Below are 15,794 nucleotides of genomic sequence, written 5' to 3'. Positions count from 1 at the left end.
CCAACTTTGTGCATAATTAGAAATACCTTCGCACAGTATGCAAAGATTAACAGCCGACAGCATGGTTCATTAATCTCTCTAAGAAAAGGAGGCGTTTTTCATCGTATTCAAAAACATGAAAAACCTGTTTTCCAAGTCTTTGAGCCGGAAGACATTGACCATTGCTTTTGCTAGTTTCGTAGTTTTGCTGACAACTCTTGGTATTCTTTTTTACGAAGGATCAAAGAAAACTGTTGCCATCACTCTTAACGATCAGCAAAAGGTCGTGAAAACACATGCAGATACCATCAAAGAATTATTAGATGAATTGGATGTATCCACCCGCTCACAAGACTATTTGCAACCTAAGGCGAATGCAAAGGTGAAGGACCACCTGAAAGTCGAATGGAAGCAAGCTAACCAGGTTCACATTGTCAAGGACAACGAGAAAAAAACGATCTGGACGACAGCTGATACAGTAGCTGAACTCCTAAAAGAGCAGAAAATTGTTTTGAGCAAACATGACCAAATCTCACCTAGACCGCAAGCAGCAATACAAGATAAGATGAAGGTTGGAATAAAAGAAGCATTTCATCTTACATATGTTGACGGCGGTAAAAAGCAACAAGTTTGGGCCACTTCGGCTACGGTCGCTGACTTTTTATCACAACAGGGCATTCAGTTAAACACACTAGACCGAGTTGAACCGTCATTAACAGAAACCATCTCAGAAAATGGTGTTGTTAACGTCATTCGAGTAGAAAAAGTCACCGATGTAGTGGAAGAACCTGTTCAATTTGCTGTAGTAACCAAAAAGGATGAAAGTTTAGAAAAAGGCAAAGAAAAGATCATTACCGAAGGCAAGCACGGTCGCGTTTCTAAACAATATGAAGTCCTAATTGAAAATGGCAAAGAAGTAACTAGAAAATTAATTAGTGAGCAGAAGATTGCAGAAAAGCAAGATAAAGTTGTGGCTGTCGGAACGAAGGATTTATCGTTACAAGTTTCACGTGGTGCAGATGAGTCGGGACAGGAGTTTTACGTTACTGCAACTGCTTATACAGCGTATTGTAATGGCTGTTCAGGTAGAACAGCAACGGGACTTAATCTCCGAGCTAACCCGAACATGAAGGTGATTGCTGTTGACCCAAGGGTTATTCCGCTGGGAACAAAGGTGTATGTTGAAGGATACGGCTATGCTGTAGCAGCTGACACAGGAGGGGCAATTAAAGGATATATCATTGATTTATTCATGCCATCCAATCAGGATTGCTACCGCTGGGGGCGCAAAAAAGTAAAGATTAAAATTTTAAATTAGTTTACAATTTGCAGAGGGTCCTATCCTCTGCATTTTGCTTTTTTCATAAATTTCTTTATACTAACATCGAATACATATTGATAAAATGCTTCATCTTTATTTTACTTTATTGTATGAATGGATTCAATAATATAGACGATGTACATTACAAAAATGTTTCAAGTTTTTTTCATTATTTATTTTTTTTATTACGGAGGCTCACACTTTTAAAATGAAGATTAAAGAAATTATAGTTGTGGAAGGTAAAGACGATACTACAGCGATTAAACGGGCAATCAATGCAGATACAATTGAAACAAATGGTTCAGCTGTAAATGAAACCACCATTGAAAAGGTAAGACGTGCTCAACAGTCCCGAGGCGTAATTATTTTTACGGACCCTGATTTTCCTGGTGAAAAAATTAGAAAGACGATCGCTGAGGCTGTTCCTGGTTGTAAACACGCATTTTTAACGAAGGAAGCAGCTATGGGAAAAGCAGGGGAAAGCCTCGGTGTGGAACATGCCAGTCCTGAAGCCATCCAAGAGGCGCTAAAGGATGCCCAGACCATGCGTGAAACGTTTATAGAGGAAATAACGCAAGAGGACCTACTTACAGCTGGCCTTATCGGCGGTGAAGGGGCTAAAGAAAGAAGAATCATGTTGGGAAAAATTTTAAAAATTGGTTATACCAATGGAAAACAGCTTCATAAGCGCTTAAATGTATTCCAAATCAGTAAGCAGGAATTCGCTGAAGCACTAAGGGTTGTAAGTCAGGAGGAACTACATGAATAAAGATATAGCTACACCGGTAAGGACAAAAGATATTCTTAAAAAATACGGATTTTCATTTAAAAAGAGCCTTGGCCAAAACTTTTTAATTGATACAAATATTTTGAAAAAGATTGTTAGCTTTGCGAATTTAACAGAAGATTCTGGTGCGATTGAAATCGGACCAGGAATTGGTGCGCTTACTGAGCAATTGGCCCGCACAAGCAAAAAGGTCGTCGCCTTCGAGATTGATCAACGTTTATTACCAATCTTAAATGATACCTTATCACCCTACCCCAATGTAAAAATCATACATAACGATGTATTAGAGGCAGATGTGGCAGAAGTTATTAGCGAAGAATTTAATGATATGGACGATATCATGGTGGTTGCTAATTTACCCTATTATGTTACAACGCCGATCATCATGAAGCTTCTTGAAGAGCATTTACCCATCCGCGGGATTGTTTGTATGCTCCAAAAAGAGGTAGCAGACCGGATTTCTGCACGGCCAGGGACGAAGGACTATGGCTCACTTTCCATCGCCGTTCAGTATTACACAGAGGCAGAAACAGTAATGATCGTTCCAAAAACGGTTTTTGTGCCGCAGCCGAATGTGGATTCTGCCGTCATCAGGTTAACCAGGAGGGAACATCCCGCTGTTACGGTCACAGATGAAACATTCTTTTTTCAAGTGACCAGGGCCAGCTTTGCGCAACGAAGAAAAACCCTGCTTAATAATTTAACAAGCCAGCTACCCGAGGGAAAGCAAAAGAAAGAAGACATCCTCCAGGCCTTAAGTGCAAGCGGAATCGATCCTGCTAGAAGAGGAGAGACCCTTTCCTTAGAGGAATTTGGCCGCTTAAGCGAAGAATTATATCCGTTTTTCCACTAGACTCTTTTTATAGGGTCTATTTTTTTTCACAAGAAAGCAAAGGTTTGCATAGCCTATGAGAGAAACTTTATTTAAAGGCCCTTTTGCTGGTCTTATTGGAGTGACCACAGTGGATATAAAATTAATGGATATTGTCGGCAGGCGTTCGTATAATTGTGATATTCTCTTTCGAGTGATTGATGTTCGAAAAATAAAAGACCAGAAATTTGCAGTTCTATACGGAGAAGACTTTCGCCTTGTGGCAGACGCACCATACGAGGATTTGGTCGTCATCGACGATAATCAACGAGTCAAGCTGAAGAATGAATACCGGACACTTGAGGAACAGTCTTTTAAGCTGTTTAAACAGGATGTTGAATTACTCAAGCACCGTCAGGATTATGAAGCGACCGGAGGATATGTAAAACCAAGTAATTATTTTCAAATGCCAGGGAAGGTTCTCCATCTGGATGGTGATTCATCCTATTTGAAGAAATGCATGACACTGTATGAAAAAGTGGGAATCCCTGTTTTAGGTATACACTGTAATGAAAAAGAAATGCCAGAAAAAATAGGGGAATTGATTGATTTATACCGCCCGGATATTCTTGTTATTACAGGACATGACGCGTATTCAAAGGCAAAAGGAAAAATGACGGATATTAATGCATATCGCCATTCCAAACATTTCGTCCAAACGGTCAAGGAAGCACGAAAAAAGATTCCCCACTTAGATCAGTTGGTTATTTTTGCAGGAGCATGTCAATCGCACTTTGAATCATTGATTCATGCTGGGGCAAATTATGCCAGTTCGCCCTCAAGAATTAACATCCACGCCCTCGACCCAGTCTATATTGTCGCCAAAATCAGCTTTACACCTTTTATGGAGAGAATTAATGTCTGGGACGTGTTAAGGAACACATTAACAGGTCAAAAGGGACTTGGAGGAATTGAAACAAGAGGAGTGTTACGAACGGGAATGCCTTATCGGCCAATCCAAGAAGAGGATGAATAAGCCTTTGCTGTCCGATAAGGCTTATTTTTTTTATTTCTGAGCCGATACATATTCCCATCCAAATAAGGTAACGATAAAAATGTTGAAATTTAGAAGAAAAAGTAGAATAAAAAATATTGACAATCTTTTTGTTTGACTGATATAATTTATGTTTTTGTTTGACATGACTATGTCAGTGTGTTATACTTTACACAGTGAGGTGGACCGAAATGCCAAAAACCTTAGCCGATATTAAAAAGGCTCTTGACACAAATTTAGGGAAAAGATTACTGCTTAAAGCCAACGGAGGACGAAGGAAGACGATTGAACGTTCCGGTGTTTTAGCTGAAACTTATCCATCTGTTTTTGTTATTGAATTAGATCAGGATGAAAACTCATTTGAACGTGTTTCTTACAGCTATGCAGATGTGTTAACAGAAACAGTTCAAATTACTTTCTACGAAGATGCATCAGGACATTTAGCCTTAAATTAGAATATAAGCAATACACAGCAGTAAACATTTGTTTACTGCTTTTTGCTATTTTAAAACAGTTTCATGAAAACCCTATATCTATCCCATACTAACAATGCTGTAGTATGAAGGGGGTTGTTTAGATGAGCAGAAGAAGAGGGATTATGTCCAGTCGCTTTAAAGAGGAGCTTGCGAAAGAGCTTGGCTTTTATGATGTCGTTCAAAAAGAAGGATGGGGCGGCATCAAGGCAAAGGATGCAGGGAATATGGTCAAGCGTGCCGTTGAACTTGCACAAGAACATTTGGCTAATCGGGGTCCAAGAGTTTAACTTTTAAATAAGTCACTTCCGCTTTTGATATTAATCAATCACATACTTCAGCGAGACCAGAGGACAATCTCCTCTGGCTTTCTTTTTCTCCAATTTATGACCCTTTTCTTAAAAAACTAATAATAAAATATGAAATTTGATAGGATTTATCATATCTCACGTCTTAGTTTTATCATTTTGTGGTAAAATAGGACAAAATGTGGATTTCCGGACAATAAAGAAGTAGGTGGACGTAGTGAAGCTTTTAGTAAAAGCCCCGGCCAAAATAAATTTAGCATTAGATGTTTTACACAAACGATCAGACGGTTTTCATGAGGTGGAGATGATTATGACCACTATTGATTTGGCTGACCGGGTTGAATTATCGTTATTAAACGATGATAAAATACATATCCATTCCCACAATCGCTATGTCCCTGATGACCAGCGTAATTTAGCCTTTCAAGCTGCACAGCTCTTGAAGGATCGATTTAATGTGAAAAAAGGTGTGCTGATTTCGATTGAAAAGACGATTCCCGTTGCGGCTGGGCTTGCGGGGGGAAGCAGTGATGCTGCTGCCACTTTAAGAGGTTTAAATAAACTTTGGAATCTCGGTTTAACAATGGATGAATTGGCCGAACTAGGAAGCGAAATTGGATCAGATGTTTCATTTTGTGTCTATGGAGGTACTGCTTTGGCAAAGGGCAGAGGGGAAATGATTACCGAAATACCTGCCCCTCCGACATGTTGGGTGATCCTTGCGAAGCCCTTTATTGGGGTTTCAACAGCTGAAGTATACCGAAGACTAGATACCAATAAAATGGCCCATCCAAACATTCCGGGAATGATTGAAGCAATAAATGAACATGATTACCAAAAGGTGTGTACAAACGTGGGGAATGTTTTAGAAGATGTTACCTTAAACCTTCACCCTGAAGTTGCATTAATAAAAGAACAAATGAAGCGTTTTGGTGCAGATGCCGTATTAATGAGCGGCAGCGGTCCAACTGTTTTTGGAATTGTTCAGCATGATTCAAGAATGCATCGAATTTATAATGGATTAAGAGGATTCTGTGACCAAGTATTTGCGGTCCGCATGTTAGGGGAACGGCACTCACTTGATTAAAAACGTACGAAAATGGTATTCTATAACTAGAATATTCGTGTTTTTGGGGGCATGTTATGAAATTTCGCCGCAGTGAACGTTTGATTGATATGACAAATTATTTATTAGATCATCCTCGGCAACTAGTTCCGCTAACTTTTTTTGCAGATCGTTATTCATCTGCGAAATCATCGATTAGTGAAGATTTGGGTATCATCAAAGAGACGTTTGAAAAAAGAGGAATTGGGACCATACAAACAGTGCCAGGGGCTTCAGGCGGGGTAAAGTTCTTTGTAAAAGTAAGTCAAGAAGCAGCAGAACCTTTTATCAATGAATTGTGTGAATTAATTGCTAAACCTGACAGGCTTTTACCTGGTGGATATTTATATTTAACTGATATATTAGGGGATCCTCAAGTAGTGCAAAACGCGGGCCGCATTATTGCCTCTGCCTATACAGATGCAAAAATTGACGTGGTCATGACCGTTGCTACAAAAGGAATTCCGCTTGCCTATGCTGTGGCAAGTCAGTTAAATGTTCCAGTTGTCATCGTCCGAAGAGATAGTAAAGTAACGGAGGGACCGACAGTAAGTATTAATTATGTGTCCGGTTCAGCCAAAAGAATCCAAACCATGGTCCTTTCAAAACGAAGCATGAAACAGGATTCACGCGTCCTTATTGTCGATGATTTTATGAAGGCTGGCGGAACTGTCATGGGAATGATCAGCATGCTTGAGGAATTTAATGGGCATCTGGCTGGGATTGCAGTTTTAGTAGAGGCAGAAAAAATTCAGGAGCGTCTAGTCGATGAATATATTTCCCTCGTTCAGTTATCTGATGTGGATGTGAAGGAAAAAAAGATTAATGTTCAAGTTGGAAATTATTTTACTAAATAATTGGAGGGAATTTGGATGAAAACAGTTCAAACAAATCAAGCACCGGCGGCTATTGGCCCATACTCGCAAGGAATTATCGTAAATAATATGTTCTATAGCTCAGGGCAAATTCCATTAACAGCTGATGGAGCCTTGGTAACCGGCGATATTAAAGAACAAGCTCACCAAGTTTTTCAAAATTTACAGGCAGTTTTAACAGCTGCTGGTGCGTCTTTTGAAACAGTCGTTAAGACAACTGTATTTATTAAAAATATGGATGATTTCGCTTCATTAAACGAGGTATATGGTGAATATTTCTCAATCCATAAACCTGCTCGTTCGTGCGTCGAGGTTGCCCGCTTACCAAAAGATGTTTTAGTTGAAATTGAAGTTGTCGCACTCGTCAAGTAATTTAATTAATTTCTGTTAATTTACTCCCGTGTTTACAATTGTTCACTATTTTGCCCTAAATTTTCTAAAATATTTTGAATATAAAGAAGGATTTCTGAAAAATTTGTTGAATTTAATTATTTAGCTTTTTATATCAGAAAAGGGTGTGAGCACATGGAAGTAACTGACGTAAGATTACGCCGAGTTAATACGGATGGACGCATGAGAGCGATTGCATCAATCACTTTGGACAATGAATTTGTTGTTCATGACATTCGTGTTATTGACGGGAACAACGGTTTATTTGTAGCTATGCCAAGCAAACGTACTCCAGATGGAGAATTTCGTGACATTGCGCATCCAATTAATTCAGGAACGCGCGGTAAAATCCAAGAAGCTGTTTTGGCTGAGTACCACCGTTTAGGTGAATTAGAAGTAGAATTTGAAGAAGCCGGAGCTTCCTAAGGATTTTTACAACTAGGGCCTTTCTTCTATGAAGGCTCTTTTTATTGTTTTTAGTTAACCCCATCCCCTTTATTACCTCTATTTTTATATCCTCATAAATTAACTCATTATTACAAAATTAGACTCTTCCCTCACATACCTTGAAAAGAGCGCCCATTTACGTTAATATTTTTAATGGATAAAAAGGTTAATTGGAGGACTTAAACATGCATAATCGTTATGCTGTGATTTTGGCTGCAGGGCAAGGAACGCGGATGAAGTCAAAGCTATATAAAGTATTACACCCGGTATGCGGAAAACCAATGGTACAACACGTGGTTGACCAAGTAATGAAGCTTAATATACAAGAAGTTGTCACAATTATTGGTCATGGGGCAGAAATGGTGCAAGCACAGCTGGGCGATAGCAGTCGGTATGCTCTCCAAGATCAGCAGTTAGGTACTGCCCATGCTGTTAGTCAGGCACAGAGCCTGCTCGAAGGGAAAGCAGGAGTGACGATTGTTGTTTGTGGGGATACTCCTCTAATCAAAGCTGAAACGATGGAGTCTCTGTTTAAACATCATGAAGAGCTAGCTGCAAAAGCTACCATCCTCACAGCGAGAATTGAAGACCCAACAGGATACGGCCGAATCATTCGTAATAAAAAAGGCTTAGTTGAAAAAATTGTTGAGCATAAAGACGCCTCTGAAGAGGAAAGAAAGATTAATGAAATCAATACTGGTACTTATTGCTTCGATAATCTTGCGTTATTTGAAGCCTTAAAGAATGTTTCAAATGAAAATGTTCAAGGGGAATATTATCTACCAGATGTGATAGAAATTCTAAAAAAACAGGGGGAAGTTGTCACAGCTTTCCAAACAGATGAATTTGAAGAAACATTAGGTGTGAATGACCGCGTGGCTTTAGCAGAAGCAGAACGAATTATGCGTGGCCGTACGAATGCAGCACATATGCGGAATGGTGTAACGATTATTGATCCTGCGAACACCTATATAGAAACAGAGGTTGAAATAGGGCAGGATACAGTTATCTATCCAGGAACGATGATCAAAGGCAAAACAGTGATTGGAGCAGAATGTCAGATTGGACCAAACTCTGAAATCGTTTCGTGTGAAATTGGCGCTGAAACGGTAATCCGTCAATCAGTTGCCCATAATAGCTCAATCGGTGCTCAAGTCAACATTGGGCCATTTGCCCATATTCGTCCAGAATCAGCGATTCAGGATGAAGTGAAGATTGGCAATTTTGTCGAAATTAAAAAGGCTGTCTTTGGAAAAGGAAGCAAAGCCTCCCATCTCAGCTATATTGGTGATGCTGAGGTAGGTTCCGATGTAAACATTGGCTGTGGCTCGATTACAGTGAATTATGACGGTAAAAATAAATTCTTAACAAAAATAGAAGATGGAGTCTTTATTGGCTGCAATTCAAATCTAGTTGCTCCTGTTACGATTAAGAAGGGTGCATATGTGGCCGCTGGTTCAACGATTACAAAAGATGTACCAAGTGAGGCCTTATCGATTGCCCGGGCAAAGCAAGTGAATAAGGAAAATTACGTTCAAAAGCTTAATCTAAAGAAATAGGCTAAGAAATTTAGGAGGCTATTATGTCGAATCAATATTTAGACCCAAATCTTAAGGTATTTAGTTTAAATTCCAATCTTCCCCTTGCAAGAGAAATTGCTAAATTCATCGGTGTTGAATTAGGTAAATGTTCTGTCACAAGATTTAGTGATGGAGAAATTCAAATCAATATTGAAGAAAGTATTCGTGGTGGTGATGTGTATGTCATCCAATCGACTAGCCAGCCGGTAAATGAAAATATCATGGAATTATTAATCATGATTGATGCATTAAAAAGAGCTTCTGCTAAAACGATTAATATTGTGATGCCATATTATGGCTATGCACGTCAGGATCGTAAGGCGCGTGCTCGTGAGCCGATTACAGCTAAATTAGTGGCAACCCTGCTTGAAACGGCAGGAGCAACCCGTGTGATCTGTCTTGATCTGCACGCACCACAAATTCAAGGATTCTTTGATATTCCTACGGATCATTTAATGGGTGTACCTATTTTAGCTGACTATTTTAAAACTAGAGATTTCAATAGCGAAATTGTCATCGTTTCTCCAGACCATGGCGGCGTAACTAGAGCTCGGAAATTAGCGGAACGGATGAAAGCTCCAATTGCGATTATCGATAAACGCCGCCCAAGACCAAATGTCGCTGAAGTGATGAATATCGTAGGTAACATTGAAGGGAAAACGGCGATTTTAATTGATGATATTATCGATACAGCCGGAACCATTACACTCGCTGCGAACGCTTTAATTGAAAACGGTGCATCAGAAGTTTATGCTTGCTGTACCCATCCTGTCTTATCGGGTCCTGCAATCGAAAGGATTCAAAATTCAAAAATTAAAGAATTAGTGATCACTAATTCCATTGCACTTCCAGAAGAGAAAAAGATTGATAAGATTATTAACTTATCTGTAGCGCCACTGCTTGGTGAAGCAATTATTCGTGTTCATGAGGAGCAATCAGTAAGTACTTTGTTTGATTGATGATAAGAATGAAGGGTCTGGCCTCTTTGGTCAGATCCTACTTTTGCTTATGTATAGTTACCTATTTTGGAATAAACAGTCCAAAAAAATGTTTAGACCTCCCTCTTTTGGGGCATTTTTATATAGACAGTTTTTGATAAAATAGGAGGGTAACTAAACATGAGTACTGTACTACAGGCAAAAGAACGGAAGGAATTCCGTCATTCCGCATTAAAGGCAATTAGAAAAAACGGGGACATCCCCGCGATTATTTATGGTGCGAAGGTCGATAGTAAGCCCGTGTCGATTAGTTCAGCAGACTTAACAAAGACGATCCGTCAAGTGGGCAGGAATGGTGTTATTTCTCTTGATGTAGATGGCAGTAAACAGGATGTAGTCTTAACCGAATACCAAGAGGACTCTATTAAAAAGGAAATCATACACGTTGATTTCTTAGCTGTAGATAAATCCTCAAAAATTAATGTGGATGTAAGACTTGTTCTCGTTGGGGATGCAGCAGGAGTAAAAGATGGCGGCGTGATGCAGCAACCACTTCATCAATTAGCAGTTACTTCCACTCCGGATAATATTCCACCGCAAATTGAAGTGGATGTATCAAACCTACAAGTAGGTGAAACGTTAACCATTGCCGACATTCTGTATCAAGGTTCTTCTTTTACGATTAACCATGAGAATGATGAGGTAATCGCTTCGATTCTTCCACCGAAGGCAGAAGAGGAAATTAATGCAGGTGAACAACAAGCACCGGGACATCCTGATAATGAAGAAGGAAGAGAGACCACTCCGGAATAGAAAAGCAATAACACTTGGGCTAGACAATGTTCCATGCGCAATGTAAATTAAGAGTTGGAAGGCGTAATCCTCTTCAGGTTACGTCTTTTATCGCATTAAATATTCATGGGAGAAAAATCTATGTTTCGTAAAATATTTAAAAGGTTGGCTAAGCCAGAAGAGGTGGGACCCCAGATGAAGTTAATCGTTGGTTTAGGTAACCCAGGAAAACAATATGACCAGACGAGGCACAATATTGGTTTTGAAGTCATTGATGCTCTATCGAGTAAATTTGCGATCCCACTTAACCAGTCCAAATTTAAAGGACTGTATGGGATTGGTTTTTATAGTGGTGAAAAAGTAATTTTATTAAAACCGCTTACTTATATGAATTTATCTGGAGAGTCAATCAGAGCTGTCATGGATTATTATGATATTGACATAGAAGATCTGCTCGTGATTTATGATGATCTGGATTTGCCAGTCGGGAAGATTAGACTTCGGCAAAAAGGGAGTCCAGGCGGACATAACGGGATTAAGTCCACAGTAGCCCATCTTGGAACACAGCAGTTCAACAGAATAAGGATTGGAATTGACCGCCCTCAGCCTGGAATGAGTGTGCCTGATTATGTTCTAGGACGTTTTCATCCGGACGAAAAGGCTCCAACTGAGGATGCAGTGAAAAAAAGTGCTGAAGCCTGCTCTGCGTGGCTCGAGAAGCCCTTCTTGCAGGTCATGAATGAATATAATCAGTAAATTGTTCATGACACAAGCCATTGTTTCATACAATAAAGCATTAAAACGAAATGGAAGGATCATCATACGAGCGGTTAATCTAATGAATAAGTTCCTCCTAGTAGGTTAATACTAATAAGGAATCCTAGATTAGGGAGGGACAGGCGTGGCTATTCATTACCATTGTCGTCATTGTGGTACGAAACTTGGTTCAATTGATAAAGCATCGATACACAGCGAAAGCCTCGGTCTTCATAAATTAACAGATCAAGAAAGACTGGAAATGGTTGCGTATGACTCGTCCGGCGATATTCACATCACAGCCATTTGTGAAGACTGTCAGGAAGCTTTAGATCGGAATCCAGATTACCATCAATACGATTTCCTTATTCATTAACCCAGCTTTGGAGTACCGTCCAAAGCGTTTTTCTATTTATAATTTACTAACATAAGAACGTTATTAATATGAATTTTGTTGAGGAGGGAGGAGAAACCTTGAAAGCTTTAAAATCGTTATTTCTAAAGCAGGAAGATGTCCATTCCGTAATCGCGGGAGTGGAAGAGGGATTAAAGGAACAGTTGATTGCGGGGTTATCGGGTTCGTCAAGAACAGTTTTAACCGCTTCTATCTACGAACAAACACAAAGGCCGATCATGCTCGTCACCCACAATCTATTACAAGCACAAAAACTCTATGATGATATTGTCAATCTATTAAGTGAGAAAGATGTTTTTCTTTTTCCAGCCAATGAGTTAATTGCTGCTGAGATGAGCATTGCCAGTCCGGAATTAAAAGCCCAAAGAATTGAAGCTTTAAACTACTGGAGCAAGCATAATAAAGGAATATTAATTGTCCCAATTGCAGGGTTAAAGAAGATCGTACCTCCTAAGTCTTTGTGGAAAGAATACCAGCTCTCATTAAAATTAGGGGAAGATATAACGATCGAGAAAACCTTAAATACATTTGTAAAAATGGGTTATATCCGAGCGGAAATGGTCACAACTCCAGGGGAATTTAGCGTAAGAGGCGGGATCATCGATATTTATCCGCTTACCGAAGCAAATCCGCTGCGAATTGAATTATTCGATACTGAAATTGACTCGATTCGTTATTTCTCGCTTGAGGATCAACGTTCAAAAGAGAAGGTTTCAGAGGTTCATATTGGACCAGCTACAGAAGTAGTGTTAGAGGCAGACAATTATAGCCGCATTATTGATCATCTTGAAGCCGGATTAGGTAAAAGTCTTCGAAAACTAAAAGATGATAAAGCAAAAATGCAGCTATCGCAAAATATCAGTTTTGAATTGGAGCAGTTAAAAAACGGTCAAAAGCCTGACCAAGTCTTTAAATACCTTTCACTAGCCTACGATAGGGCTGCTAGTTTACTAGACTATCTGCCAAGCAATGGCCTTGTATTTATTGACGAAATAAGCCGAGTTCAAGAGATGAATGATTCCTTAGTAAAAGAAGAGGCAGAATGGTATACAAGCTTACTTGGCACAGGACAGATTATCCATGATTTACATATTTCCCATGACCTTTCAGTTCTGTTGCAAAAAAGAGAATTACCGATTGTTTATATGTCCTTGTTCTTACGTCATGTCGCCAATACAAGTCCGCAAAATATCATTAATGTCTCCTGCAAACAAATGCAAAACTTTCATGGGCAAATGCATTTATTAAAGGCAGAGATCGACAGGTGGAAGAAAAGCAATTATTCTATTTTATTTTTAGGACCGGATGAAGAGCGGGTAAAAAAATTAGAGCGTGTACTAGAGGACTATGAAATTAGTGCAAGTATGACGAAGGGTGAACAGCAGCTGTTACCTGGCCGAGTTCAGATTATGCAAGGAAACCTGCAAACGGGCTTTGAACTGTCGATCCAGAAAATAGCTGTGATTACCGAAGAAGAATTATTTAATAAACGGGTCAAAAAATCTACTAACCGTCAAAAACTATCAAATGCTGAAAGAATTAAGAGTTACTCAGAGCTTAAAATCGGTGATTATGTTGTTCACGTGAACCATGGAATCGGTAAGTATTTAGGAATTGAAACGCTGGTCATTAATGGAATTCATAAGGATTATCTCCATATCCGCTATCAAGGGACAGATAAACTTTATGTTCCAGTTGAACAAATTGACCTGGTCATGAAGTATGTCGGTTCAGAAGGAAAAGAGCCAAAAATTTATAAACTGGGCGGAACGGATTGGAAAAAGGTTAAGAAGAAGGTTCAATCCTCTGTTCAAGATATTGCTGACGATTTAATCAAATTATATGCGGAGCGGGAAGCTGCTGTGGGTTATGCCTATTCGCCAGATGGCGATATGCAAAGAGATTTTGAAACATCGTTTGCTTACCAAGAAACAGACGATCAGTTGCGTTCGATTCATGAGATTAAGAAGGACATGGAAAGACCACGTCCGATGGACCGCCTCCTTTGCGGCGATGTAGGTTATGGAAAAACAGAAGTGGCTATTCGCGCGGCCTTCAAGGCCATCGCAGATGGGAAGCAAGTCGCTTTTCTTGTGCCTACAACCATTTTAGCTCAGCAGCATCATGAAACGTTAAGGGAGAGATTTCAGGATTATCCGATTAATATTGGCCTATTAAGCCGTTTCCGCTCGAAAAAGCAGCAAACGGATACAATTAAAGGTTTAAAAGCGGGTACGATTGATATTGTCGTAGGAACACACCGCCTGCTTTCAAAAGATATTGTTTATCGTGATTTAGGATTGCTGATCATTGATGAAGAGCAGCGGTTTGGGGTTACCCATAAGGAAAAAATTAAGAAATTAAAAACGAATGTCGATGTATTAACATTGACGGCAACACCGATCCCTAGAACTCTTCACATGTCAATGCTCGGGGTCCGAGATTTATCGGTTATCGAAACTCCGCCTGAAAATCGTTTTCCTGTCCAAACCTATGTGATGGAATATAATGGATCATTGGTGCGGGAAGCGATTGAAAGGGAACTAGCCCGCGACGGACAAGTCTACTTTTTATATAACCGAGTGGAAGACATTGAACGAAAAGCTGAGGAAATATCGGTGCTTGTCCCCGATGCGCGTGTGGCCTTTGCCCATGGTCAGATGACAGAAAATGAATTAGAAGCGGTGATGATTGGCTTTTTAGCTGGTGATTTTGATGTTCTTGTTAGTACGACCATTATTGAAACAGGTGTGGATATTCCGAATGTTAATACATTAATAGTCTTTGATGCGGATCGCATGGGGCTTTCCCAGCTGTATCAGCTCCGTGGTCGTGTGGGAAGGTCCAATCGTGTTGCCTACGCCTATTTCACCTATCGAAAAGATAAAGTATTAACAGAAGTCGCTGAAAAGCGCCTTCAAGCGATCAAGGAATTTACTGAATTAGGTTCAGGATTTAAAATTGCGATGCGTGATTTATCGATAAGAGGGGCAGGAAATTTACTAGGGGCCCAGCAGCATGGATTTATTGACTCCGTCGGTTTTGATCTTTATTCGCAAATGTTGAAAGAAGCCATTGAAGAGCGAAAGGTTAACATCGGCGTGACTGGAGCAGCTGTAAAAAAATCGGTAGAAATTGACCTTGAAATTGATGCCTACATTCCGGATACATATATTAAGGATGGGCATCAAAAAATAGAAATGTACAAACGTTTTAGAGGGGCCGAGACTCTTGCAGATATTGAAGAGCTTGAAGCGGAAATGTTGGACCGGTTTGGTGAATATCCGGATGAGGTTTCCTGCCTATTCCAAATCGCTGAAATGAAGGTTTATGCCCTTATAAATGGGGTGGAACAAATTAAGCAGTTAAAACAGGAAATAACCATTTTAGTGAATGAACAGGTTACCAACACGATTGATGGAAGTAAGATTTTTCATATTGGAAGCCAATTTGGCCGAAATGTTACGCCTGGAATGGAAGGTCCTAGGCTGAAAATTGTGATCAAGGTCAAGGATTATAAAGCCTCACAATGGCTTAATATTGCCTTTGAAATGGTTAAGGGTCTGTCCCAAGCAAAAAAGGGTCATGAAAATCCAGTAAATTAACTGGATTCCTCTAAACATTGGTAGAAAGTGTCCCGCTTGTGGTTTGCCCAAGCAATTCACTGGAATCCTGCTTTATCCAATTTGGGATAATTGTTATATATTTGAAAAATTATAACGTTTATGTATAGAACTTTCCAGATGAAAGATACTAAGTTCAA

The 15,794-nt window shown here is 39.6% G+C and carries 16 protein-coding genes; all 16 read left to right on the top strand.

The features are described from left to right. Positions 1–115 precede the first annotated feature (115 nt). The 16 genes from COE25_RS17840 (at position 116) to mfd (ending at position 15,636) form a co-directional block, all read left to right on the top strand. Positions 116–1,297 carry a G5 and 3D domain-containing protein gene (locus COE25_RS17840; protein WP_088084918.1) on the top strand — a complete coding sequence of 394 codons (1,182 nt, stop codon included), beginning with the start codon at positions 116–118 and terminating at the stop codon, positions 1,295–1,297. A gap of 211 nt (positions 1,298–1,508) precedes the next feature. Continuing rightward, a complete protein-coding gene (gene rnmV / locus COE25_RS17835) occupies positions 1,509–2,069 on the top strand; it encodes a ribonuclease M5 (RefSeq protein WP_088084919.1) in 561 nt (186 codons plus the stop codon). Beyond that, positions 2,062–2,940 carry a 16S rRNA (adenine(1518)-N(6)/adenine(1519)-N(6))-dimethyltransferase RsmA gene (gene rsmA, locus COE25_RS17830; RefSeq protein ID WP_088084920.1) on the top strand — a complete coding sequence of 293 codons (879 nt, stop codon included), beginning with the start codon at positions 2,062–2,064 and terminating at the stop codon, positions 2,938–2,940. Before rnmV ends, rsmA begins: the two co-directional genes overlap by 8 nt. A gap of 109 nt (positions 2,941–3,049) precedes the next feature. After that, on the top strand, positions 3,050–3,934 hold the full coding sequence (yabG, locus tag COE25_RS17825) for a sporulation peptidase YabG (RefSeq protein WP_098933561.1): 885 nt from the start codon (positions 3,050–3,052) through the stop codon (positions 3,932–3,934). Positions 3,935–4,143: 209 nt separating this feature from the next. Beyond that, positions 4,144–4,407, top strand: a complete 264-nt coding sequence (gene veg, locus COE25_RS17820; RefSeq protein WP_066249244.1) for a biofilm formation stimulator Veg — start codon at positions 4,144–4,146, stop codon at positions 4,405–4,407. Positions 4,408–4,529: 122 nt separating this feature from the next. Next, positions 4,530–4,715: a small, acid-soluble spore protein, alpha/beta type gene (locus tag COE25_RS17815; RefSeq protein WP_098933554.1), complete on the top strand. Its 186-nt coding sequence runs from the start codon at positions 4,530–4,532 to the stop codon at positions 4,713–4,715. 235 nt (positions 4,716–4,950) lie between these two features. Continuing rightward, entirely contained in the window at positions 4,951–5,820 is an 870-nt protein-coding gene (gene ispE, locus COE25_RS17810; protein ID WP_088084922.1) for a 4-(cytidine 5'-diphospho)-2-C-methyl-D-erythritol kinase, read from the top strand. A 56-nt stretch (positions 5,821–5,876) separates the two neighbouring features. Further along, positions 5,877–6,695: a pur operon repressor gene (gene purR, locus COE25_RS17805; RefSeq protein WP_088084923.1), complete on the top strand. Its 819-nt coding sequence runs from the start codon at positions 5,877–5,879 to the stop codon at positions 6,693–6,695. Between the two features lie 15 nt (positions 6,696–6,710). Next, entirely contained in the window at positions 6,711–7,085 is a 375-nt protein-coding gene (locus COE25_RS17800; protein WP_088084924.1) for a RidA family protein, read from the top strand. Positions 7,086–7,238: 153 nt separating this feature from the next. Beyond that, positions 7,239–7,529 carry a septation regulator SpoVG gene (gene spoVG, locus COE25_RS17795; RefSeq protein ID WP_003347151.1) on the top strand — a complete coding sequence of 97 codons (291 nt, stop codon included), beginning with the start codon at positions 7,239–7,241 and terminating at the stop codon, positions 7,527–7,529. Positions 7,530–7,735: 206 nt separating this feature from the next. Beyond that, positions 7,736–9,109, top strand: coding sequence for a bifunctional UDP-N-acetylglucosamine diphosphorylase/glucosamine-1-phosphate N-acetyltransferase GlmU (gene glmU, locus COE25_RS17790; RefSeq protein WP_098933553.1), 1,374 nt, complete (start codon positions 7,736–7,738; stop codon positions 9,107–9,109). Between the two features lie 23 nt (positions 9,110–9,132). Next, positions 9,133–10,089, top strand: a complete 957-nt coding sequence (locus COE25_RS17785; protein ID WP_088084926.1) for a ribose-phosphate diphosphokinase — start codon at positions 9,133–9,135, stop codon at positions 10,087–10,089. A 159-nt stretch (positions 10,090–10,248) separates the two neighbouring features. Further along, the gene (locus COE25_RS17780; RefSeq protein ID WP_088084927.1) at positions 10,249–10,881 is read left to right on the top strand and encodes a 50S ribosomal protein L25/general stress protein Ctc; all 633 of its coding nucleotides are present in this window, start codon (positions 10,249–10,251) and stop codon (positions 10,879–10,881) included. A 174-nt stretch (positions 10,882–11,055) separates the two neighbouring features. Then, the gene (gene pth / locus COE25_RS17775; protein ID WP_098933560.1) at positions 11,056–11,616 is read left to right on the top strand and encodes an aminoacyl-tRNA hydrolase; all 561 of its coding nucleotides are present in this window, start codon (positions 11,056–11,058) and stop codon (positions 11,614–11,616) included. 145 nt (positions 11,617–11,761) lie between these two features. Beyond that, positions 11,762–11,992 carry an anti-sigma-F factor Fin gene (gene fin, locus COE25_RS17770; RefSeq protein ID WP_088084928.1) on the top strand — a complete coding sequence of 77 codons (231 nt, stop codon included), beginning with the start codon at positions 11,762–11,764 and terminating at the stop codon, positions 11,990–11,992. Between the two features lie 98 nt (positions 11,993–12,090). Beyond that, entirely contained in the window at positions 12,091–15,636 is a 3,546-nt protein-coding gene (mfd, locus tag COE25_RS17765; RefSeq protein WP_098933552.1) for a transcription-repair coupling factor, read from the top strand. Positions 15,637–15,794 lie beyond the last annotated feature (158 nt).

The sequence above is a fragment of the Bacillus sp. AFS031507 genome (assembly GCF_002584635.1).
Lineage (GTDB): Bacteria > Bacillota > Bacilli > Bacillales > Cytobacillaceae > Neobacillus.
This window is presented reverse-complemented; position numbering and strand designations above follow the sequence as displayed.